Here is a 20,319-nt window from a genome sequence, read left to right on the forward strand (position 1 = left end):
GCGATTTTTGCGGAACCAACACCGACCCCGGAGGCTCTGTTCCTGATGACGAATAGCCCGCCGCTGCAGCTGCAGCCCGCCCGTTCCACCGATCTGCAGAAAAAGCAGGCGTCCGCCGCGCGCGACCAGACCGCGATGGAAGAGCTCTTCAACGCCCTGAGCCACGGCCTGGGCCTGCTGCTGGCGATCGCCTCGCTGCCGATCCTGGTCTACAGCGCCGCCCAGAAGGGCCAGGCCGCGGCCGTGGTGGGCGCCTCGCTCTTCGCGGGCACGGCCATCGTGCTGTACCTGATCTCCACGCTGTACCACGCGCTGCCCATCGGCCGCGCCAAGGCCTGGTTCAACCGGCTCGACCACGCGGCCATCTACCTGTTCATCGCGGGTAGCTACATGCCCTTTCTGTTCGGCGTGCTGCGCGGCCCCTGGGGCTGGACGCTGTTCGGCGCCATCACCGCCGCCGCCGTGCTGGGCGTGAGCGCCAAGCTGTTCAACCGCCTGCAGCACCCGCTGTGGTCCACCGGCCTGTACGTGGCGATGGGCTGGATGGCGCTGATGGCGGCGGTGCCGCTGTACGAGCGCATGTCATCGGCGGGGCTGGCCTGGCTCGTGGCCGGCGGGCTGTTCTACACGGCCGGGGCCGTGGTGTTCCTGTTCGACAACAAGGTGCGCTACGCGCATTCGGTGTGGCACCTGTTCGTGCTGGCCGGCAGCACCTGCCACTTCTTCGCCGTGCTCTGGCACGCGCACGGCTGATCGCCCTTCATCAATAGTGGGGCGGGAGTTCGTCGCGCAGGTTGCGCGCGCCCCCGTCTTGTCCTGCGTTCTGGCTTTGCAGCCGCAGCTGCGCGACCTGCAGGATCAGGCTGTCGATCTGCTGCTGTTGCCGGTAGATCGTCATGTTCAACTGCTCGAGCAGGTCTTCGGCATAGCTCGACTTGATCTCGAGGTCGTTCAGGCGCTCTGTCACGTCGTTCGGTGAATGTTCCATGCCGCTATTGGACAGGAAGATCCACCGCCTTTCTTGACAGCGCCCCGCTCAGCGCCGGACCTTCGCCTCGAGCAGGTCGCCCATGCCGATGCGCCGGGCGAAGTCGATGCGCACGCGCTCCGACACCTCGAAGACCTCCGCCGCACCGTCGCCCACGAAGTCGATCAGCGAACGCATCGGCCGCGTGCCGGCCGGCAGGCCCACGATGCGCACGATGTCGTCGGCCACGGCCTGCGGATCGGCGTGCTCGGGCGTGAGGGCGGACAGGCGCTCGCCGATGCGGTCCATCACGCCGTCGTAGCGGCCGTAGGCGTCGGCGGTCGCCGCATCGGAGGGCTTGCCCGCACTCGGAAAGTGATCGGTTCCCCGCGTGAACGCGCCCGGCACGACGATCGAGGTCTCGATGCCGAAGCGCGCGACCTCGTAGGCCAGCGTCACGGCCAGCGAATCCATGGCCGCCTTGGCCGCGCCGTACGGCCCCATGAACGGCGGGAAGCCGCCCTTGGTGGTCGTGCTGCTGATCCACAGCATCAGCCCCGATTCCTGCTGGCGCAGGTACGGCAGCACCGCGCGGTTCACGCGTTGGGCGCCGAGCACGTTGGTGTCGAACGCCCGGGCGATGTCTTCCGGCGTGAAGGCCTCGGTCGGCCCGACCACGAGATGGCCCGCGTTCTGCATCACCACGTCGAGGCGGCCCTGCGCCTGGACGATGGTCGCCGCGGCGGCATCGGCGGAGGCCTGCGATAGCACGTCGAGTTCGAGGGGATGCAGCTGAAGCCCCTGGGCTTCGGCCAGGGCACGCAGCTCGGTCGCGCGCGCCTTGTTGCGGCCTGCGATGTCGCGCATGGAGGCATAGACGATGTGGCCCGCTTCGGCGAGCGCCTGCGCGCTGAGCCTGCCGATGCCGGAGCCGGCGCCAGTGACGAGGATGACGGATTGCATGATGAAACCCCTTGAATGAAGGTGGGAGGAAGAAAGGAAAGTCCGGTGGTCAGTGCACGCGGCGCTGCAGCAGATGGGCCAGCCACGCCGCCATCGATCCGAGTGCCGCCGCGCCGGCCAGCGTGGCGAACAGCGACAGCGAAGGGGGCTGGTGGACCGCGAAGAACGCGATCAGCCCGAGGAAGTAGCACGGCAGGTTGTTCAGCCGCGGCACGCTGCGCATCGACACCACGAGGAGCGCCACGAACAGCACCACCACCGGCAGCGCCGCGGCGCCCGCGACCGGGGCCAGCGCGGCGATGGCCAGGGCCGCGCCCTTGCCGATCAGCAGGCCCAGGCTCACGCAGACGAGGTTGAACACGCCGTCGCGTGCGGTCGCGCCGCGGGTGTAGAACGCCACCCAGCCGACGAACATCGCCCACACGGGCAGTTCGAGCACGAGCGCCATCGCCGAAGCGGCAGCGGCCACCACGGCCGCGGCGGCCGTGAACGCCGTGTAGGCGAGGCTGAAGAAGCGCGGGGTGGCCGCGCGGGGTGAAGGCGGGTGCATGGTGCGTGCTCCGTGGATGTCGTGAGAGGCCACTGCTCAGGCCACGCCGCCGTTGGCCCGCAGCACCTGCCCATTGACCCATCCCGCATCCGGCCCCGCCAGGAACGACACCACCGAGGCGATGTCTTCCGGCTGGCCCAGGCGCTGCAGCGGTGGCATCTGGGCGAAGGCCTGGATCTGCTCGTCGGTCTTGCCGTCCAGGAACAGCGAAGTCGCGACCGGCCCCGGTGCCACGGCGTTGACCGTGATGCGTCGGCCGCGCAGCTCCTTGGCGAAGACGTGCGTGAAGGCCTCGACCGCCGCCTTGGTGGCGTTGTAGATCGCGTAGCCCGGCATGTGCAGCGCCAGCGTGGTGCTCGAGAAGTTGACGATGCGGCCGCCCTCGGCGAGCCGGGTCGCGGCCTCGCGCAGGGTGTTGAAGGTGCCGCGCACGTTGATGTCGAAGGCGTGGTCGTAGAGCGCGTCGCTGTGCGCGGCCAGCGGCGCGGTCTGGAGCACGCCGGCGTTGTTGACCAGCACGTCGACCGGGCCGAGCTGCGCTTCGACGGTGTCGAACATCGCGCGCACCGCGTCGGCGTTCGCCACGTCGGCCTGCACCGCGAGGGCGCGGGCGCCGGTGGCCTTCAGCTCGGCGACCAGCGCTTCGGCCGGCGCAGCGCCCGCGGCGTAGTTGACGGCGACGGCGAACCCGTCGGCGGCGAGCCGGCGGGCGATGGCGGCGCCGATGCCGCGCGAGGCGCCGGTGACGAGGGCGACGCGGGTGGGCAGCGAAGCAGAAATGGCGGTGGTGTTCATGGCGCGATTCCTTGGGGGTGGTGAGTGGATGAATCGGATGTTCGGCCATTCCACCCAAAAGATAATCAGCACCCATTCGTCAATAAAATTCCATTTACTTAAACAATAGGCACGAAGGGCGACCCCATGGACCGCTTCCAGGAAATGCAGGCCTTCGTGCGCATCGCCGAGCGCCAGAGCTTCACGCAGGCCTCGGACGACCTGCAGATTCCGCGCGCCACCCTCACCACGCTGATCCAGCGGCTCGAATCGCGCCTGGGCGCCCGGCTGCTCGAGCGCACCACGCGCACCGTGCGCCTCACGCAGGACGGCGAGGCCCACTACCAGCGCTGCGTGCGGCTGCTGGCCGACGTTGAGGAAGCCGAAGGCGCGTTCACCCATGCGGCGCCGCAGGGCCTGTTGCGCGTGAACCTGCAGGGCACGCTGGCGCGGCACTTCGTGGTGCCGGCGCTGCCCGCCTTCCTCGCCCGCCATCCGGGCCTGCAGCTGCACATCGGCGAGGACGACCGGCTGGTCGACCTAGTGCGCGAAGGCGTCGATTGCGTGCTGCGCGCCGGCCCGCTGCAGGACTCGTCGCTGGTCGCGCAGCGCGTGGCGCTGCTGCCGCAGGTGACGGTGGCGAGCCCCGGCTACCTCGCGGCGCACGGCGAGCCCGTCGACCTCGCGGCGCTGGCCTCGCACCGCGCGGTGCACTACGTGTCGAGCAGCACGGGCAAGGCGCTGCCGCTCGAGTTCACGGTCGACGGTCAGGTCCGGCCCGTGCAGCTGGCCGCCACCGTGTCGGTGACCGGCGCCGACCTTTACACGGGCGCCGCCGTCGTGGGCCTCGGGTTGGTGCAGGTGCCGCGCTACCGCGTGGCGGCCGAGCTGGCGGACGGCCGCCTGCAGGCGGTGCTGCCGGGCTTTGCGCCGCCGCCGATGCCGGTCTCGGTGCTGTATCCGCAGAACCGGCAGCTGTCGTCGCGCGTGCGGGTGTTCACGCAGTGGCTGCGCGGTCTCTTCGCAGAAGACACCGCGCAAGCCTGAGCACGACTCAAGGCGCCTTGTACGACTTGGTGCTGTACAGCTCGACCGGCAGCTTCTGCAGCAGCGACAGGCCCGAGCCGACGTCCTTGGGCTTGGACTCGATGTAGTTGAAGAACACGTCGGCATCGAGCACGCCGATGTCCAGGCGCCGCGCCGCGGGCACGGCGGCCAGCGTCTTGTAGCCGTCGCCGCCGCTGGCGTTGAAGCTCAGCACGAACAGCTTGTAGGTCTTGTCCAGGTCGAGCGGGCCCCACACGCCGGTGCCGGGCGCGCGCACCTCGATGTTGCTGGCGCGCTGGCCGTTGGCCTGCGTGGCATCGACGTCGAAGCGCAGGCCGCCGGTGTACGGATACGGGCCGGTGGAGCCGCCCGGGCCGTACACGGCCTGCAGGCCGTCTTCGAGCATGCCCTTGACCTCGCGGCCGGTGATGTCGAGGCGGAACAGCATGTTGCCGAAGGGCAGCACCTGGATCACGCTCGCCGCCGTGACGTTGCCCGGCACCAGCGGAATGCGCGCGCCGCCGCCGCTTTGCAGCGAGATGTCGGCGCCGCCGTACTTGCTGTGGCCGATCTCCAGGTAGGCCTGCGCCGCCATCTGCTGGATGTCGCCGCCCCGCAGGCTCACGCTGCCCAGCGCGTTGCACGAGACGCTGGAACGCGAGTAGTCGACGGTGCCCGTGCCGCCGGGCACGCGGCGCGAGCACAGCTCTTCGGTCACGCTGGCCACCAGCGTGGTGTTGAACACCGCCACCTTGTCCTTGAAGGGCTGCAGCACGGCGGTGGCCGTGGCGTCGGGCGCGGTCACGCGCAGGAAGCCGCTGGCCGCAACGTCGGCCAGGATGGCGCTGCGCTGGTTGGCATCGGCGGGCTTGCCGCCGACGCGGAAGTCGTCGCCGATCAGCACGTGCGGCGTGCCGCTGCAGGCCGTGACGTCGCCCTTCTCGTCGAAGCTCACCTTGAGCTCGCCGACCACCTGGCTGTACTCCCAGGCGTGAACCAGGCAGACCTTCTTGCCGTCCTTGTCGGTCAGCGCCGTGGGGTAGGCGCCGGCCGGCGAGCCCACGCCGTAGCGGGCGAGCGCGTCGGGGCCGATGAGCGTGTGCGAATCGCCGCCGACCACGACGTCGACGCCGCTCAGGCGCGACGCCACCTGCTTGTCGTACGCATAGCCGATGTGGCTCATGACGACGATCTTGTTCACGCCCTGCGCACGCAGCAGGTCGATCTCGCGCTGGGCGGCGACGGTCTCGTCCTCGAAGGTGGTGTCGGGGTCGGGGCTGGACGAGGCCTTGGTCTTGCCCGCGATGGTCAGGCCGACCAGGCCGATCTTCTCGCCGCCGCGCTCGAGCACCGTCGAGCGCTTCACGTAGCCGGGCGCCTTCGACGGATGCAGCGCCGATTGGGCGCCGAAGTTCACGTTGGCGCTGAGCACCGGCGTCTGGCAGCTGCCCTTGCGCAGCAGGTCGAGAAAGCCCTTCAGGCCGGTGTCGCCCTTGTCGAACTCGTGGTTGCCCAACGTGAAGGCGTCGAAGCACACGGTGTTCATCAGCGCCGCATCGGCCTCGCCGTCGGCGCCCGCGCGGTTGAAGTACAGGGTGCCGGTGAGCGCGTCGCCGGCATGCAGCTTCAGCACGTTCGGCGACTGGGCCGCGAGCGCCTGGATCGCCGCGGTGACGCGCGGAAAGCCCGCCGCATTGACCGTGACCGCCACCGGCGCGCCGCCGCCCGCGTTGAGCTGCAGTGTCTTGTCCTTGGCTTCGAGGTTCGAGTGGTGGTCGTCGATGTGCAGGATCGTGAGGTCGATCGCCTTGCCCTGCGGCGCCGGTGCAGGCGCAGGTGCCGGCGGCGCCACGGCGATCGGCGGGAACGCGACACCGCCGCCTCCACCGCCACCGCATGCGGCCATCACGCAGGCTGCAATCACCGTGGCAGCTGCTCCCACGACACGTCGACTGTTGTTCATCACCATCTCGCACTCCGCTCCTGTTGATCGAGCGGGGATGCTGGCAACGGCGCATGACGTGTCCATGAAAGCACCTCATCGGGTGCGGGGTGAGGTGACTCAGGCGTTCTGGCCGAGCGCTTCAGCGTGGCCTCGTGCAGGCTCGTCGCCGCGCAGGAATGCAAACACCACCACTGCCGTCAACACCGTCACCCCGGCCAGCACGCACAACAGCATCCCGAACGCCACGCCATACGCATGCAGCAGCGCCGCGCGGTCCATGCCCGGCAGCAAAGCCAGCGCTTGCGCCAGGTCGCCCGTCGCCACGCGCTGCGCCGCCTGCGACACCGCCGCGGACGAAGGCGACGATGACGCTTTCAGCTGCAGCGCCACGAGGGCCGTGAGCCCCGCCCCCACCAGCGCCAGCGCAATGCCCTCCCCCGCGACCCGCACGGTGTTGAAGATGCCCGACGCCATGCCCGCCCGCTCGCGCGGCACCACGCTCACGGCCAGGCCGTCCATCAGCCCCCAGGGCAGGCCGATGCCCGCGCCGATCAAGAGCAGCGGGCCCACGAGGCCGTGCAAGGGCGTGCCCGGTGCACAGCGGCTGAGCCACACGAGCCCCGCTGCGCACACCAACAATCCCGCGGCCGAGATCACGCCCGCCGAGAAGCGGTGCGCGAGCCACGCGGCCAGCGTCGGCACCACGAGGATCGGCCCCGACAGCGCGAACATGAAACCGCCCGCCTCCAGCGCGCTGCGTCCTTCGAGCCCGATGAAGCGGATCGGCAGCAGCACCAGCAGCACGACAAAGCCGTAGGCCGGCGCTGCGGCCAGCAGCTGCACGCCGACGAAGCGCGGAAAGCGGAACAGCGACAGGTCGAGCATCGGATGCGCCACGCGCCGCTCGATGGCGATGAAGGCCGCGCCCATGGCCAGCGCGCCGGCCAGTGCCGCCAGCACCCACGGGCTGGCCCAGCCGCTGTCGGGCGCCTGCAGCACGCCCAGCGTGAGCAGGCTCAGCGCGGCCGTGAAGCTGAGCGTGCCCGGCACATCCAACCCCATCGCCTGCGGGTTGCGCGACTCGCGCATGCGCGGCGCGGCCAGGCACAGCGCGACGAGGCTCACGGCGCCGGGGCTCAGCATCACGGCGTGCCAGCCGACGGTGTCGGCCAGCCAGCCCGAGAGGATCGATCCGCACGACAGCCCCACGCCGAACGAGGTGCCGATGAGGCTGAACGCCCGCAACCGCGCGGGCCCGTCGAACACCTGCGCCAGCGCTGCCGTGCCGGCCGCGAAGGCCGCCGCCGAGCCCAGCCCCTGCACGGCGCGCGCGAGGTCGAAGGCGACGATGCCCGACGCCAGCGTCAGCAGCGCGCTGCTCAGCGCCACCACCGCCAGCCCCAGCAGGAAGACGCGCTTGCGCCCGTACGCATCGGCCAGCGCGCCGGCCGCCATCAGCGTGGCGCCGAAGCTCAGCATGAAGGCGTTGGTCACCCAGTTGAGCTGCACCGGCGTGCTGCCCAGCGCGTCGCGGATCGCGGGCAGCACCACGGCCGGGCCGGTGAAGCTCAGCGGCATGCCGAGCGCGGCCAGGCAGACGGCGGCGAGCAGCCAGGCCTTGTTGGAATCGGGGGAGGACATCGGGAGGGCTTTCACGCGGGAGAAGGAAAAGGGGAATGCGTGAAGCGAAGATAAAAAGGATTCAATGAAACGAAAATGTGCCCTCAGCTCCTCACACTGCCAACCCCAGGTTGCCAATCAAGCCCATGGACAGCTTCAGCGGACTCGAATCCTTCGTGCGGGCGGCCGACCTGCAGAGCTTTGCGCGGGCGGGCCGCGACCTGGGCATCTCGGCCTCGGCCGTGGGCAAGAACGTCGCGCGGCTCGAGGCGCAGATGGGCGTGCGGCTGTTCCACCGCACCACGCGGCAGGTGCGGCTCACGGCCGAGGGCGCGATGTTCCACGAACGCTGCCGCCGCATCCTCGACGAGCTCAGCGATGCGCGTGCCATGCTGCAGGACGCCGTCGCCACGCCGCGCGGCCGCCTGCGCGTGAGCCTGCCGACCATCGGCTACCGCTTTCTGCTGCCGATCCTGCCGGCGTTCAGGGCACGCTTTCCCGAGATCGAACTCGACCTCGACTTCAACGACCGGCTGGTCGACGTGGTGGCCGAGGGTGTCGACGTGGCGATCCGCAGCGGCGAGCTGGTCGATTCACAGCTCGTGGCACGCCGGCTCGGCCCGTTCAGCTTCGTGCTCGCGGCCTCGCCGGCCTACCTGGCGCAACACGGCGTGCCGCAGGTGCCGGCCGACCTCGCCCGCCACAGCTGCCTGCGCTACAAGTTCGTGACCGGCGGAAAGATCGAAGATTGGGACCTGCCCGGCCTGCCGCCCCAGCTGCCGCCGGGCCTGGTCTGCAACAACATGGAAGCCATGCTGGGCGCCGCCGTCGCGGGCCTGGGCATTGCGTACATGCCCGACTTCCTGGCGCGCGACGCGCTGCGCCGCGGCGAGCTGCAGCGCGTGCTGGCCGCGCACCTCGTGCGGCAGGGACAGTTCTCGGCGCTGTGGCCGTCGAGCCGGCAGTTGTCGCCGAAGGTGCGGGCGTTTGTCGACTTCGCGGGTGAGCACATGTTCAGGGACGATGGCTCGGAAACATCGAAAGACTGAATTCAGACCATAATCGGTCCGATCGACAACCGCAGGTGAGCCCCATGAATTTCTCCACGCAGGTCAAACCCATCAGCTATCTCAAGAGCCATGCCGCGGACATCGTGAAGACCCTCTCGGACACCCGCGAGCCGCTGGTCATCACACAGAATGGCGAAGCCAAGCTCGTGGTGATGGATGTCCGCTCCTTCGAAGAGCAGGAAGCGACCCTCGCGCTGCTGAAAGTGCTGGCGCTCGGCAACCGCGAAATCGAACAGGGCCAATTCCGGTCCGCGGACGATGTGTTCGCCGATCTGGACCAAGAAGACGCCCCATGAAGGTGGTGTTCCTGCGGTCCGCCGAAGCCGACCTGAAGGACCTGAGGCGCTACCTGCTCAAGAACTTCGGCGCGGACACCTGGGCGGCGAGCTACGCAAAGATCAAGCAATCCGTCGCGATGATCGCGGCCCATCCCCAGGCAGGCCGGATTCCCGAGGAACTGGAAGACCTGAACGCGGCCCAGTACCGGCAGGTCATCTCGGGCATGAACCGCATCATCTACGAGGTGCGACTGGACACCGCCTACATCCACGTCGTCTGCGACACGCGCAGGGACCTGAAGGGCCTGCTCATGCGGCGCCTCGTTGGCGCCGTATGAGCCCGATGCAGTACGCGGCCTGAGACGCCCGGCGTGCGACTACGCCGCCGCTTCCACCAGCTGACGCTCCGCCTGTTCGCCGACAGTCACGGCGGGTGCCTCGACAGGCGCCACGGACTTCGCCTGGCTCAGCGCCAACGCCACCTGCAACGGATACAGCGTGCGCACATCGCCCTCGGCCTTGTTGCTCACCGTCGTGCCGGCGGCCTCGCTCATGCGGGCCGTGCGCACCGCGTCGAGCCGGTGGGTCGGCACCATGAACGGCGAGTGCGTCGTGTACAGGATCTGGTTGCTGAAGTCGTGCTCCAGGTGCGCCAGCAGATCGGCCTGCGAATGCGCGTGCAGGTGCAGGCCGGGCTCGTCCAGCAGCAGGATCGCATCGGCCGCGCCCTTCGTGTCCGCGAAGAACGCGACGTAGAACGAGAAGAACCACTGGAAGCCGCGGCTGCGTTCGTCGAGGTTCACTTCCACCTCGTAGGCGGCGTTGGGGTCGGACACCAGCGTCTCCAGGTGCTGCCCGTCGAGGTTGAAGCGGACCTTGAGTTCGCGGTCCTTCCACACGCGGCGGATTTCCGACGTGACGACCGAGCCCGCCCGGTTCACCAACTGGTTGCGCGTCGCCAGGTCGTTCTTCGCCAGCAGGTCCTGCAGCTGCTGCGGGTCGAGCCCCGCCACCTGGCACAGCTTCTCGAAATTGCGCTCGCCCGCCGTGCGCTCGCCCCAGCCCTTGCGCGTGAGGTACTCGGCGATGTTCTGGCGGCCGGGCAGCGAGGCGTAGTCCTCGACGTAGATGAAGCGCGGCATTTTCTCCAGCACCCAGGCGCGGGCGCGGGCCAGCGCGGGCTGGTCGTTGTCGATCGTGCGCGCCAGTTCCTCGAGCTCGGTCAGCATCTGCGCCTGCTTGTCGGCGATCTCGGCGCCGGCCGTGGCCAGTGCCTGGCGCAGCGCCTGCAGCGCCAGCAGCGCGCCGGCCGACCACTTGACGAAGTCGGGGCTCGGGATCATGGCGGCGTCGAAGGCGTCGGCTTCCTGTTCGAGCGCGGCCTTCAGCTCGTCGGCGACCTTCTCGGCCGCGGCCTTCACGGCGGGCACGATCTTGCGCACCTTGGCCTTGATGTCGCTCACGTCGATCGACAGCGGGCCCAGGCCCTCGAAGCCGGTCGTGCGCGTGGCGCCGTAGCCGCGGCCGGCCGTGACCTGGCGCACGCCGGCCGCGCGCGGCAGGATGGCGGCGAGCGCCAGCTGTTCGGAGGCGTCGAGGTCCCAGCGCGTGTGCACGACGGGAGTGTCGTCGGTGCATTCGTCCAGGCGGCGGTGCCGGGGAAAGTCCTTGATGGGGCTGAGTGCCGTGAGCCCGTCAGTCGGGTTCAGGCTGTGCAACGCGCGCAGCAGGTTCGACTTGCCGCTGTCATTTCGGCCGAGGATCGCTGTGATCTGGGAGGAATCGATGGAGCCGCTGTCGTGGATCGAGCGATAGTTGGTGATCTGGAATGACGCCAAGCGCATGCAGGAATTTCTCTTCTGAATTGAATACGGGGCCGGGGAATGTATTGCATCCCCGGCCCCGTCCTGCCGATCGCGGAAGAAAAAAACTGTACGGGCCTGCGCGGCCCTACTCGGCCGCGCGGCGCAGCGTGTCGACCACCGGCCGGCGCAGCACATCGCGCAGGCCCCACCACCCCGCCGCCAGCGCGAGCACCGCGCCGGCCAGCGCGCCCGCCACCGGCACGAGCGGCGACGCGGTCCAGGTGAACTCGAACACGTAGCGCGCCAGCCCCCAGCCGATCACCGAGGCCACGATGCTCGCCAGGAAGCCCGCGAGCAGGCCCACGCCCACCAGCTCGGCGCGCTGCACCTGCCGCAGCAGGCTGGCGCGTGCGCCCACGGCGCGCATCACGGCGAACTCGCGCGCACGTTCTTCGCGCGTGGCGGTCACGGCGGCGAACAGCACCACCAGCCCGGCCGCCAGCGTGAAGCCGAACAAAAACTCGACCGCGCGCACCACCTGGTCGAGCACGCGCTGCACCTGGTTGATGGTGGCGCTCATGTCGACGTTGGTCACGTTGGGAAAGCTGCGCACCAGCGCGTTGTCGAAGCCGCGCGTCTCGGGCGCGCGGAAGGCGCCCATGTAGGTCACGGGCACGTCGGCCAGCGAGGCCACGGTGTACATCACGAAGAAGTTGGCGTGCAGCGAGCCCCAGTCGACCTTGCGCAGCGAGGTGATGCGCGCGTCGTTCTGCATGCCGCCGATGTCGAAGCGCAGGGTGTCGCCCAGCTTCAGGCCCAGCGTCTGGGCCAGGCCTTCTTCCACGCTCACCTCGTTCTTCGCCTCGGGCGTCCAGGCGCCGGCGGTGACGCTGTTGTGCGCGGGCGCCTCGGTGCTGTTGCTCAGGTTGAACTCGCGGTCCACCAGGCGCTTGGCGCGGTCCTCGGTGTAGTCGTCGGGCGTCACGGGCTTGTCGTTGATCGCCACCAGCCGGCCGCGGATCATCGGGTACCAGTCGAACTTGGCGACGCCCGCGTCGCGCAGCGTCTTCTGGAACGCCTCGCTCTGCTCGGGCATCACGTTGATGACGAAGCGGTTGGGTGCGTCCGGCGGCGTGGCCTTGCGCCAGCTCGCCACGAGGTCGGTGCGCAGCAGCACCAGCAGCACCAGCGCCAGCAGGCCCACGGCCAGCGCGCTCACCTGCACCACGGCGTAGGCCGGGCGCGCCGAGATCTGCCGCGTGGCCAGCACCAGCCAGCGCGGCGCGGTGGTCTCGCTGACGCTGCGGCGCAGCACCTTCACGGCGAGCCAGCTCAGCAGCGCGAACACGGCCACGGCGCCGGCAAAGCCGCCGACCGCAATGAGGCCCAGCTTGAGGTCGCTGCTGGCCGCCATCAACAGCGCCGCGAAGCCCGCCACGCCGATGCCGAGCACGGCGAGCGACGCGGGCTTGAGCCCGCCCACGTCACGACGGATCACGCGCAGCGGCGGCACGCGCGCCAGCTGCAGCACCGGCGGCAGGCCGAAGGCAAACAGCAGCGTGAGCCCCATGCCCAGGCCGAAGGCCACGGGCCACAGCGTGGCGGCGGGCAAGGCGGTCTCGACCAGCCCGGCCAGCAGCAGCACGAACACGTAGTGCACGGCGAAGCCGATGGCCACGCCGATCGCGCTCGCCACGGTGCCGATCACTGCGAACTCGAAGGCGTAGGCCGCGGCGATGGTGCGCTGGCTCTGGCCCAGCACGCGCAGCATGGCGCAGTCGTCCAGGTGGCTGGCCGCGAAGCCGCGCGCCGCCAGCGCCACGGCCACGGCCGACAGCAGCGCCGCGAGCAGCGCGACCAGGCTCAGGAATTTCTCGGCGCGGTCCAGGGTCTGGCGCATCTCGGGCCGGCCGCCTTCGAAGGAGTCGAGCCGCACGCCGCGCAGCTCGCCCTTCTTGATGGTGGCATCGGCCCATTCGGTGAAACGCTTCACGGCGGCGTCGTCGCCCGCCACGGCGTAGCGGTAGCCCACGCGGCTGGCCGGCTGCACGAGGCCGGTGCGCGCCACGTCGGCCTGGTTGAGCATCACGCGCGGCGAAAAACTCATGAAGCCCGCGCCCCGATCCGGCTCGAGCGTGATCACGCGGCCCACGCGCAGGCCGGTGTCGCCCAGCAGCAGCGTGTCGCCGACCTTCAGGCCCAGCGAGTCGAGCAGCGAGGCATCGACCCAGACCTCGCCCGACGCCGGCACGTCGCGCGTCACCGCGCCCGCGCCCTCGGCCGTGGTGGCCGTCTGCAGGTTGCCGCGCAGCGGGTAGCCCGGCGTCACGGCCTTCAGGGCCACGAGCTTGCTGGCGCCGCCCTGGGCGTCCTCGGCCCGCGCCATGGTGGGGAAGCCGAAGGTGCCGGTGCCCGCCAGGCCCAGCGACTTGGCCTGTGCGATGAAGGTCTCGGGCGTCGGGTTGTCGCTCACGACCACCGCGTCGCCGCCCAGCAGCTGGCGCGCGTCGCGCTGCAGCCCGCCCTGCAATCGGTCGGCGAAGAAGCCGACCGCCGTGAGCGCGGCCACGGCCAGCACCACGGCCACGATCAAGAGGCGCAGCTCGCCGGCGCGCAGGTCGCGCCAGAGCGTGCGCCAGCCAAGGCGAAGGGAAGCGTTCATGGCGCGAACGATAGCCGACGCCTACCGGCACCGGCGGACTCAAGGGTTATTGAATGAAAGGGCCGCCAGGTGTTGCCCGCTGCGCGGACCTGTCGCACGATGCGAAAAAACGAAGGAGCGCGTGTCGATGACGACCCCACCCGCCCGGCAGCGCCCCGGCTCAGGGCAACACGACGAGGCCCGGCGCGCCAGCTTCCACGCGGCCGATGACCGCCGCCTGCCCGAAGCCTTCGTTGCGGAAGATCTCCAGCACCGCCTCGACCGCCTCGGGCGCGCAGCTCACGAGCAGGCCGCCCGAGGTCTGCGGATCGGTCATGAGCGCCTGCGCGGTGGCCGGCAGGCCTTCATGCAGTTGCACATCGGCGCCGTAGCCCGCCCAGTTGCGGCCCGACGCGCCGGTGACCAGCCCGCCACCGGCCATGGCGATCACGTTGTCCAGCAGCGGCACGCGCGACCATTCGACCACCGCCGCGAGCCCCGCGCCGCGCGCGAGTTCGAGCGCGTGGCCGGCCAGGCCGAAGCCGGTGACGTCGGTCAGCGCATGCACGCCGTCGAGCGCCGACAGCGCGATGCCGGGCGTGTTGAGCTTGGTGGTGTTCTCGATCAGCTGGCGGTAGCCGGCCTCGGACAGCTGCTGCTTCTTGAGCGCCGCCGACAGCACGCCCACGCCCAGCGGCTTGCCCAGCACCAGCACGTCGCCGGCCTGCGCATCGGCGTTGCGCCGCACGCGCTTGGGGTGCACCAGCCCCATCGCGACCAGCCCGTAGATCGGCTCGACCGAATCGATGGTGTGGCCGCCCGCAATGGGAATGCCGGCCGCGCGGCACACGTCCTGCCCGCCGCGCACGATCTCGGCGATGACTTCCACCGGCAGCTGGTTGATCGGCATGGCGACCAGCGCCAGCGCCATGATCGGGCGCCCGCCCATCGCGTAGACGTCGCTGATCGCGTTGGTCGCTGCGATGCGGCCGAACTCGTAGGGGTCGTCCACGATGGGCATGAAGAAATCGGTGGTGGCGATCAGCGCCTGCTCGTCGTTGAGCCGGTAGACTGCCGCGTCGTCGGCGGTCTCGATGCCGACCATGAGCTCGGGCGGAATCAGCCCGCCCGCATGGTTCTTGAGGATCTGCGACAGCACGCCCGGCGCGATCTTGCAGCCGCAGCCGCCCCCATGCGAGAAGCTGGTGAGCCGCAGCGGCGCCAACGGATTCAGGAGCTTGGAAGGTGCGGCTTCGATCATGGCAGCGGGTCGGTCGAATGGAACAAGCCGCGATTATCGAAGCCCGCACCGCCCTGTGCCCGAGTGCCCCGACACACCCTTTTCTTTTTCCACTGAACGCGTCATCACACCATGCAAACGAAACAAACCGTGTCCCGGCTCGCGCTCGCGCTGGCCCTGTCCCTCACCGCCGTGGGCGCCTTCGCCCAGGGCGTGCTGCGCGTGTCGGCCATTCCCGACGAGGCGCCCACCGAGCTGCAGCGCAAGTTCACGCCGCTGGGCGATTACCTGAAGAAGGAAACCGGCATGGACGTGCAGTTCACGCCCGTGACCGACTACGCCGCCGTGGTCGAAGGCCTGGCGACGAACAAGATCGACATGGCGTGGCTGGGCGGCTTCACCTTCGTGCAGGCGCGCATCCGCACCAACGGCGGCGCGGTGCCGATCGTGCAGCGCGCGGAGGACGAGGTGTTCACCAGCAAGTTCATCGTGCCGATCGACAGCCCCGCCAAGACGCTGGCCGACCTGAAGGGCAAGACCTTCGCCTTCGGCGCGCCCTCGTCCACCTCGGGCAGCCTGATGCCGCGCTACTTCCTGCTGCAGGCCGGCATCAACCCCGAGAAGGACTTCAAGACCGTCGCGTTCTCGGGCGCGCACGACGCCACCGTGGCCTTCGTGGCCGCCTCGCGCGCCGAAGCGGGCGTGCTCAACGCCTCGGTGTGGGACAAGCTGGTCGAGGCCAAGAACCCCAACGCCGCCAAGGTGCGCGTGCTGGCCACCACGCCGACCTACTACGACTACAACTGGACCGTGCGCCCGGGCCTGGACGCCGCCGTGACGAAGAAGCTGACCGACGCCTTCCTGAAGCTGGACCCGGCCAACCCGGCGCACAAGGAGATCATGGCGCTGCAGCGCGCGAGCAAGTTCATTCCCACCAAGTCGTCGAACTACGACGGCATCGAGACGGCGGGCAAGTCGGTCGGCCTGATCAAGTGAGCGGAATGCGCGGATGAGTTTTTCGCTCGACGCCGCGGGCGTGGTGCACCCCAACGGCCAGCGCGCGCTGGCCGGGGTGACGCTGGCCGCGCGCGACGGCGAGCGCATCGCCGTCATCGGGCCTTCGGGCGCGGGCAAGACCACGCTGCTGCGCGTGCTCGGCGCGGCGCTGCGGCCCGGCGAAGGCCAGGTGCAGGCGCTGGGCCAGCACCCGTGGCGGCTGCCGGCGCGTGCGCTCAAGCAGCTGCGCGCGCGCATCGGCACCGTGCACCAGGCACCGCCGATCGCGCCGCGCCTGCGCGTGGTCACGGCCGTGCTCGCGGGCCGGCTCGGCCAGTGGTCGACGGCGCGCGCGCTGGGTTCGCTGTTCTATCCGTCCGACATCGCGGGCGCGCACGCGGCGCTGGCCCGGCTCGCGCTCGAAGACCGGCTGTTCGACCGCTGCGACCGCCTCTCGGGCGGCCAGCTGCAGCGCGTGGGCATCGCGCGCGTGCTGTACCAGCGCCCCGCACTGCTGCTGGCGGACGAGCCGGTGTCCGCGCTCGACCCCACGCTGGCGCACGCGGCCGTGGGCCAGCTGGTGGCGCAGAGCGAATCGACCGGCGCCACGCTGGTCGCGTCGCTGCACGCGGTCGACCTGGCGCTGCGCTGGTTTCCGCGCATCGTGGGCATGCGCGGCGGGCAGGTCGCCTTCGACCTGCCGGCCGCCGAAGTGACGCCGGCGCTGCTCGAGGCGCTCTACGCGAGCGAAGGCGGCGTGGCGACGCAAGGGCCGGTCGCCCTCACGGCAGGCACCGCCGAGCCGGCCTTCCACCGGCCGGACTGCCCGTGACGGCAACACTCGCCCGCCCCGCCTTGCGCGATCCGCACGCGGGCCGCCGCCTGGCCGGCTGGCTCGCGGCGCTGGCCGTCGCCTGGCCGGTGCTCGCGCTCTCCGAATTCAAGCCCTGGGCGTTGTTCGGCAGCGGCAACCTCGCGGTCATCGGCGGCTTTCTTGCGGGCTTCTTTCCGCCCGACAGCTCGCCGGCCTTTCTCGCCTTGCTTGCCAAGGCCACGCTCGAGACCCTGGCCATGGCCACGGCCGGCACGGCCATGGCGCTGCTGATCGGCGCGCCGCTGGGCTTCGTGACCACGCGTGCGCTGTCCATCTCTCGCATCGGGCCCGGCCCCGGCCGCGTGCAGGCCGGCATCGTCCGCCAAGCAGCGCGCTGGCTGCTGATGGTGCTGCGCGCCATTCCCGAGATCGTGTGGGCGCTGCTGTTCGTGCGCGCGCTCGGGCTCGGCCCCGCGGCCGGCGTGCTGGCGCTGGCCATCACCTACGGCGGCATGCTCGGCAAGGTCTACGCCGAGATCCTCGAATCGACCGACACGCGCCCCGCGCGCGCGCTGCTCGAAAGCGGCAGCGGCCGGCTCACGGCGCTGTGCTACGGCCTGCTGCCGCACACGGCGCAGGAGCTGGCCTCGTACACCGTGTACCGCTGGGAATGCGCGGTGCGCGCCTCGGTGGTGATGGGCTTCGTGGGCGCGGGCGGCCTCGGGCAGCTGATGGACCAGTCGATGAAGATGCTCAACGGCGGCGAGGCCAGCAGCATCCTGCTGGTGTTTCTCGCGCTCGTGCTGCTGGCCGACATGCTGAGCAACGCATTGCGAAAGCTCCTGGCATGACGACGCTTCCGCCTCGCCCTCCTTTGTGCCTGCGCTGCTGGCTCGCCGTCGCGCTGATCGCCGCGGCGGTGATCGCGAGCTTCGTCTACCTGGGCATCGACTACGGCGCGCTGGGCTCGGCCGAATCGCTCCAGCTCATGGGCAAGTTCATCGCCGAGTTCTTCCCGCCCGACGTGTCGCCCGAGTTCCTCGCCAAGGTCGGCCACGGCGCGCTGCAGACGCTGGCCGTGTCGGCGCTGGGCACCGTGCTGGCCGCCGTGGCGGGCGCCGTGCTCGCGCTGCCGGCGTCGGGGCGCATCGGCGGGCCGCTGCGCCACGGCGCGCGCTTCGTGCTCAACTTCCTGCGCAGCGTGCCCGAGCTGGTATGGGCCGCGCTGATGGTGCTGGCCGCCGGCATCGGGCCGTTCGCGGGGGCACTGGCGCTGTCGCTGCACACGACCGGCGTGCTCGGCCGTCTCTTTGCCGAAGCGCTGGAGAACGCGCCGCGCGAGCCTGAGCAGGCGCTGGCGCTCTCGGGCGCCGGCCCGGTCGCCGCCTTCAGCTACGCCAGCCTGCCGATCGTTCTGCCGCAGTGGGTGGCCTACACGCTCTACCGCTGGGAAATGAACATCCGCATGGCGGCCGTGCTGGGCTTCGTGGGCGGCGGCGGGCTGGGCCAGCTGCTGTACTTCCACCTGTCGATCTTCCAGCAGCAGCAGGCGATGACGGTGCTGATCGCGATGTTCGTGCTGGTCACCTTTGTCGACTTGGCGAGTGCTCGCTTGCGAAAAGGCCTAGGTCCCGCCTACGCCTGAGTGGCCGACAATGGCGGCATGAGGTCCCTTCAGCCATGAGTCATCGCCAGCCCGTTCGGGTGGCCGACCGCCACGCCTTCGATTCGATCATCGACGCCCGCTCGCCCGCCGAGTTCGCGCTCGACCACATCCCCGGCGCCATCAACTGCCCCGTGCTCAACGACGAGGAGCGCCACATCGTCGGCACGGTCTACGTGCAGACCGGCGCCTTCGAAGCACGCCGCATCGGCGGCGCCATGGTGGCGGCCAACATCGCGACGCACCTGCGCGACACGCTGGCCGACCGGCCTGAGAAGTGGAAGCCGCTGGTCTACTGCTGGCGCGGCGGCATGCGCAGCGGCTCGATGGTCACCTGGCTGCGGCTCGTGGGCTGGGACGCGCAGCAGCTCGCGGGCGGCTACAAGAGCTTTCGCCGGCACGTGATCTCGCAGCTCGACGCGCTGACGCCGCAGCTCGACCTGCGCGTGGTCTGCGGTGCCACCGGCAGCGCCAAGACGCGCGTGCTGCACGCGCTGGCCGAGCGCGGTGCGCAAGTGCTCGACCTGGAAGCCTTCGCCAACCACAAGGGCTCGCTGCTCGGCGCGCTGCCGGGCGTGGCGCAGCCTTCGCAAAAGCAGTTCGAGACGCGCATCGCGACCGTGCTCGAAGCCATCGACCTCTCGCGCCCGCTGTATGTCGAGGGCGAGAGCGTGCGCATCGGGCGGCTGTCGCTGCCGCTGTCGCTGGTGGCGCAGATGCGCGCCGCGCCGTGCATCGAGGTGGAAGCCACGCCCGAGGCGCGGCTGGCCTACCTGCTGCGCGACTACGCCTACCTGGGCGACGACCGCGCGGCGCTCGCCGAGAAGATGGGCGTGCTCAAGGAACTGCAGGGCAAGGAAACGGTGACGCGCTGGCAGCAGTGGGCCCACGAGGCCGACCTGCCGCACCTGTTCGCCGAGCTGATGTCCTTGCACTACGACCCGCACTACCAGAAGTCGCAGGAGACGCACTTTCGCGCGTGGGCCAAGCGCCAGCGCGTGGGAGCAACCGACCTCTCGGATCAGGGCATCGAGGCCGTGGCCGACGCGGTGCTGGCGCTCGGCGCACCGAGCCCGTTGGCGTAAAGCACGCCGCGCGGCGCGCGGCACAGCCCCCAGAACCGCAGGCCGCTGAGCTCGGCCATGCGCACGCCCATCGCGGTCGGCGCCGAGATGGTTGCCATCGCCGCGATGCCCAGGCGCGCGCACTTACGCACCAGCTCGTGGCTGCCGCGGCTGGACATCAGCACGAAGCCGGGCTCCTGCAGCCGATTCGCGCGCGCCAGCGCGCCGAGCAGCTTGTCGAGCGCGTTGTGGCGGCCGACGTCTTCCATCAGGTCGGTGAGTTCGCCGTCCACCGTGGCCCAGGCCGCCGCATGGATCGCACCGGCTTCGGCATTGAGCACCTGGCGCAGCGGCATGGCGGCGAAGGCGCGCAGCACGGTGGCCAGGTCGATGCGTTCGATCCAGTCGCGCGGCGGCACGCGCTGCGGCGACAGGTCGAGCCCCGCGAAACTTTCGACGCCGCACACGCCGCAGCCGGTGCGGCCCGCGAGGCTGCGGCGCCGGTCCTTCAGGCGTTCGAAGCTGCGCGTGGACACTTCGAGCTGCACCTCGATGCCCGGCATGCCTTCGGGCAGGCCCGCATCGAGGGCCTCGACCGTTCGCACGTCGATGCCGCGGCAATCGTCGGCGCTGTCGAGGATGCCTTCGCTGAGTGCAAAGCCCAGCGCGAAGGCCTCGAGGTCCTGCGGCGTGGCCATCATCACCGCGTGCGAGACACCGTTGAACACCAGCGCCACCGGCACCTCGGCGGCCAGCGTGTCGTCGCGCACCACGCCTTCGGGCGCGAGGCCGCGCTCGCCGAAGACGTGCACGGCATGCCGCGCGAGGGGCTGCAGGGCGTCGGGTTCGGGGGTGTCTGTCATGGCCGCGGCCATTGTCCGC

Annotated in this window: 20 protein-coding genes; 10 read left to right on the forward strand and 10 right to left on the reverse strand. The window is 70.3% G+C overall.

Going from position 1 to position 20,319, the window contains the following annotated elements; all coding sequences use genetic code 11:
- Positions 1-45: 45 nt before the first annotated feature.
- Complete coding sequence (gene trhA / locus FFI97_RS15710) at positions 46-753, forward strand: PAQR family membrane homeostasis protein TrhA (RefSeq protein WP_370870083.1); 708 nt, start codon at positions 46-48, stop codon at positions 751-753.
- 10 nt (positions 754-763) lie between these two features.
- Here trhA and FFI97_RS15715 read toward each other — a convergent pair whose 3' ends face one another.
- Genes FFI97_RS15715 through FFI97_RS15730 form a run of 4 tightly spaced genes read right to left on the reverse strand, consistent with a single transcriptional unit; the run spans position 764 to position 3,275 of the window.
- A complete protein-coding gene (locus FFI97_RS15715; protein ID WP_062469081.1) occupies positions 764-988 on the reverse strand; it encodes a SlyX family protein in 225 nt (74 codons plus the stop codon).
- A gap of 48 nt (positions 989-1,036) precedes the next feature.
- Positions 1,037-1,930 carry an SDR family oxidoreductase gene (locus tag FFI97_RS15720; protein ID WP_139700266.1) on the reverse strand — a complete coding sequence of 298 codons (894 nt, stop codon included), beginning with the start codon at positions 1,928-1,930 and terminating at the stop codon, positions 1,037-1,039.
- A gap of 49 nt (positions 1,931-1,979) precedes the next feature.
- The gene (locus FFI97_RS15725) at positions 1,980-2,480 is read right to left on the reverse strand and encodes a DUF1097 domain-containing protein (RefSeq protein ID WP_139700264.1); all 501 of its coding nucleotides are present in this window, start codon (positions 2,478-2,480) and stop codon (positions 1,980-1,982) included.
- Positions 2,481-2,516: 36 nt separating this feature from the next.
- A complete protein-coding gene (locus FFI97_RS15730) occupies positions 2,517-3,275 on the reverse strand; it encodes an SDR family oxidoreductase (RefSeq protein ID WP_139700262.1) in 759 nt (252 codons plus the stop codon).
- A 126-nt stretch (positions 3,276-3,401) separates the two neighbouring features.
- Here FFI97_RS15730 and FFI97_RS15735 point away from each other — a divergent pair, with 126 nt between their 5' ends.
- Positions 3,402-4,301 carry a LysR family transcriptional regulator gene (locus FFI97_RS15735; RefSeq protein ID WP_139700260.1) on the forward strand — a complete coding sequence of 300 codons (900 nt, stop codon included), beginning with the start codon at positions 3,402-3,404 and terminating at the stop codon, positions 4,299-4,301.
- Positions 4,302-4,308: 7 nt separating this feature from the next.
- Here the strand turns inward: FFI97_RS15735 and FFI97_RS15740 are convergent, their stop codons facing one another.
- On the reverse strand, positions 4,309-6,264 hold the full coding sequence (locus FFI97_RS15740; RefSeq protein ID WP_139700398.1) for a bifunctional metallophosphatase/5'-nucleotidase: 1,956 nt from the start codon (positions 6,262-6,264) through the stop codon (positions 4,309-4,311).
- A 99-nt stretch (positions 6,265-6,363) separates the two neighbouring features.
- Positions 6,364-7,887 carry an MFS transporter gene (locus FFI97_RS15745; protein WP_139700258.1) on the reverse strand — a complete coding sequence of 508 codons (1,524 nt, stop codon included), beginning with the start codon at positions 7,885-7,887 and terminating at the stop codon, positions 6,364-6,366.
- Positions 7,888-8,012: 125 nt separating this feature from the next.
- Between FFI97_RS15745 and FFI97_RS15750 the strand changes: the two genes are divergently transcribed.
- Genes FFI97_RS15750 through FFI97_RS15760 form a run of 3 tightly spaced genes read left to right on the forward strand, consistent with a single transcriptional unit; the run spans position 8,013 to position 9,552 of the window.
- On the forward strand, positions 8,013-8,915 hold the full coding sequence (locus tag FFI97_RS15750; RefSeq protein WP_139700256.1) for a LysR family transcriptional regulator: 903 nt from the start codon (positions 8,013-8,015) through the stop codon (positions 8,913-8,915).
- A 44-nt stretch (positions 8,916-8,959) separates the two neighbouring features.
- Positions 8,960-9,232 carry a type II toxin-antitoxin system Phd/YefM family antitoxin gene (locus FFI97_RS15755; protein WP_070061494.1) on the forward strand — a complete coding sequence of 91 codons (273 nt, stop codon included), beginning with the start codon at positions 8,960-8,962 and terminating at the stop codon, positions 9,230-9,232.
- Positions 9,229-9,552, forward strand: coding sequence for a type II toxin-antitoxin system RelE/ParE family toxin (locus tag FFI97_RS15760; RefSeq protein WP_070061493.1), 324 nt, complete (start codon positions 9,229-9,231; stop codon positions 9,550-9,552). The genes FFI97_RS15755 and FFI97_RS15760 overlap by 4 nt, the downstream gene beginning before the upstream one ends.
- 39 nt (positions 9,553-9,591) lie before the next feature.
- Here FFI97_RS15760 and FFI97_RS15765 read toward each other — a convergent pair whose 3' ends face one another.
- The 3 genes from FFI97_RS15765 to selD all read right to left on the reverse strand — a co-directional run bounded on the left by FFI97_RS15765 (position 9,592) and on the right by selD (position 14,921).
- Entirely contained in the window at positions 9,592-11,058 is a 1,467-nt protein-coding gene (locus FFI97_RS15765) for an AAA family ATPase (protein ID WP_139700254.1), read from the reverse strand.
- A gap of 106 nt (positions 11,059-11,164) precedes the next feature.
- The gene (locus FFI97_RS15770) at positions 11,165-13,681 is read right to left on the reverse strand and encodes an ABC transporter permease (protein WP_139700252.1); all 2,517 of its coding nucleotides are present in this window, start codon (positions 13,679-13,681) and stop codon (positions 11,165-11,167) included.
- A gap of 160 nt (positions 13,682-13,841) precedes the next feature.
- Positions 13,842-14,921, reverse strand: coding sequence for a selenide, water dikinase SelD (gene selD / locus FFI97_RS15775; RefSeq protein WP_062469051.1), 1,080 nt, complete (start codon positions 14,919-14,921; stop codon positions 13,842-13,844).
- A 111-nt stretch (positions 14,922-15,032) separates the two neighbouring features.
- On the opposite strand from selD, the gene FFI97_RS15780 reads away from it, so the two are divergent.
- The 5 genes from FFI97_RS15780 to mnmH are packed head-to-tail and all read left to right on the forward strand — an operon-like array spanning position 15,033 to position 19,458.
- The gene (locus FFI97_RS15780; RefSeq protein ID WP_139700250.1) at positions 15,033-15,896 is read left to right on the forward strand and encodes a putative selenate ABC transporter substrate-binding protein; all 864 of its coding nucleotides are present in this window, start codon (positions 15,033-15,035) and stop codon (positions 15,894-15,896) included.
- 13 nt (positions 15,897-15,909) lie between these two features.
- Positions 15,910-16,728: a phosphonate ABC transporter ATP-binding protein gene (locus tag FFI97_RS15785; RefSeq protein WP_139700249.1), complete on the forward strand. Its 819-nt coding sequence runs from the start codon at positions 15,910-15,912 to the stop codon at positions 16,726-16,728.
- A complete protein-coding gene (locus tag FFI97_RS15790) occupies positions 16,725-17,561 on the forward strand; it encodes a PhnE/PtxC family ABC transporter permease (protein WP_139700246.1) in 837 nt (278 codons plus the stop codon). The genes FFI97_RS15785 and FFI97_RS15790 overlap by 4 nt, the downstream gene beginning before the upstream one ends.
- On the forward strand, positions 17,558-18,355 hold the full coding sequence (gene phnE, locus FFI97_RS15795) for a phosphonate ABC transporter, permease protein PhnE (protein ID WP_139700245.1): 798 nt from the start codon (positions 17,558-17,560) through the stop codon (positions 18,353-18,355). The genes FFI97_RS15790 and phnE overlap by 4 nt, the downstream gene beginning before the upstream one ends.
- Before the next feature lie 35 nt (positions 18,356-18,390).
- Entirely contained in the window at positions 18,391-19,458 is a 1,068-nt protein-coding gene (mnmH, locus tag FFI97_RS15800) for a tRNA 2-selenouridine(34) synthase MnmH (RefSeq protein ID WP_139700243.1), read from the forward strand.
- On the opposite strand, the gene fdhD is transcribed toward mnmH, so the two are convergent.
- Positions 19,395-20,300 carry a formate dehydrogenase accessory sulfurtransferase FdhD gene (fdhD, locus tag FFI97_RS15805; protein WP_139700241.1) on the reverse strand — a complete coding sequence of 302 codons (906 nt, stop codon included), beginning with the start codon at positions 20,298-20,300 and terminating at the stop codon, positions 19,395-19,397. The two genes, mnmH and fdhD, sit on opposite strands and share 64 nt — an antisense overlap.
- Positions 20,301-20,319 lie beyond the last annotated feature (19 nt).

This window comes from Variovorax sp. KBS0712 (assembly GCF_006323185.2).
Taxonomy (GTDB): domain Bacteria; phylum Pseudomonadota; class Gammaproteobacteria; order Burkholderiales; family Burkholderiaceae_C; genus Variovorax; species Variovorax boronicumulans.

Excerpts from the sequence above, each read along its gene's own strand:
- FFI97_RS15745 (WP_139700258.1), bottom strand. The coding sequence starts at position 7,887 with ATGTCCTCCCCCGATTCCAACAAGGCCTGGCTGCTCGCCGCCGTCTGC.
- mnmH (WP_139700243.1), top strand. The coding sequence starts at position 18,391 with ATGAGTCATCGCCAGCCCGTTCGGGTGGCCGACCGCCACGCCTTCGAT.
- FFI97_RS15770 (WP_139700252.1), bottom strand. The coding sequence starts at position 13,681 with ATGAACGCTTCCCTTCGCCTTGGCTGGCGCACGCTCTGGCGCGACCTG.
- FFI97_RS15760 (WP_070061493.1), top strand. The coding sequence starts at position 9,229 with ATGAAGGTGGTGTTCCTGCGGTCCGCCGAAGCCGACCTGAAGGACCTG.
- trhA (WP_370870083.1), top strand. The coding sequence starts at position 46 with ATGACGAATAGCCCGCCGCTGCAGCTGCAGCCCGCCCGTTCCACCGAT.
- FFI97_RS15725 (WP_139700264.1), bottom strand. The coding sequence starts at position 2,480 with ATGCACCCGCCTTCACCCCGCGCGGCCACCCCGCGCTTCTTCAGCCTC.
- FFI97_RS15765 (WP_139700254.1), bottom strand. The coding sequence starts at position 11,058 with ATGCGCTTGGCGTCATTCCAGATCACCAACTATCGCTCGATCCACGAC.
- FFI97_RS15785 (WP_139700249.1), top strand. The coding sequence starts at position 15,910 with ATGAGTTTTTCGCTCGACGCCGCGGGCGTGGTGCACCCCAACGGCCAG.
- FFI97_RS15780 (WP_139700250.1), top strand. The coding sequence starts at position 15,033 with ATGCAAACGAAACAAACCGTGTCCCGGCTCGCGCTCGCGCTGGCCCTG.
- FFI97_RS15755 (WP_070061494.1), top strand. The coding sequence starts at position 8,960 with ATGAATTTCTCCACGCAGGTCAAACCCATCAGCTATCTCAAGAGCCAT.
- fdhD (WP_139700241.1), bottom strand. The coding sequence starts at position 20,300 with ATGACAGACACCCCCGAACCCGACGCCCTGCAGCCCCTCGCGCGGCAT.
- selD (WP_062469051.1), bottom strand. The coding sequence starts at position 14,921 with ATGATCGAAGCCGCACCTTCCAAGCTCCTGAATCCGTTGGCGCCGCTG.
- phnE (WP_139700245.1), top strand. The coding sequence starts at position 17,558 with ATGACGACGCTTCCGCCTCGCCCTCCTTTGTGCCTGCGCTGCTGGCTC.
- FFI97_RS15720 (WP_139700266.1), bottom strand. The coding sequence starts at position 1,930 with ATGCAATCCGTCATCCTCGTCACTGGCGCCGGCTCCGGCATCGGCAGG.
- FFI97_RS15730 (WP_139700262.1), bottom strand. The coding sequence starts at position 3,275 with ATGAACACCACCGCCATTTCTGCTTCGCTGCCCACCCGCGTCGCCCTC.
- FFI97_RS15740 (WP_139700398.1), bottom strand. The coding sequence starts at position 6,264 with ATGAACAACAGTCGACGTGTCGTGGGAGCAGCTGCCACGGTGATTGCA.
- FFI97_RS15750 (WP_139700256.1), top strand. The coding sequence starts at position 8,013 with ATGGACAGCTTCAGCGGACTCGAATCCTTCGTGCGGGCGGCCGACCTG.
- FFI97_RS15735 (WP_139700260.1), top strand. The coding sequence starts at position 3,402 with ATGGACCGCTTCCAGGAAATGCAGGCCTTCGTGCGCATCGCCGAGCGC.
- FFI97_RS15715 (WP_062469081.1), bottom strand. The coding sequence starts at position 988 with ATGGAACATTCACCGAACGACGTGACAGAGCGCCTGAACGACCTCGAG.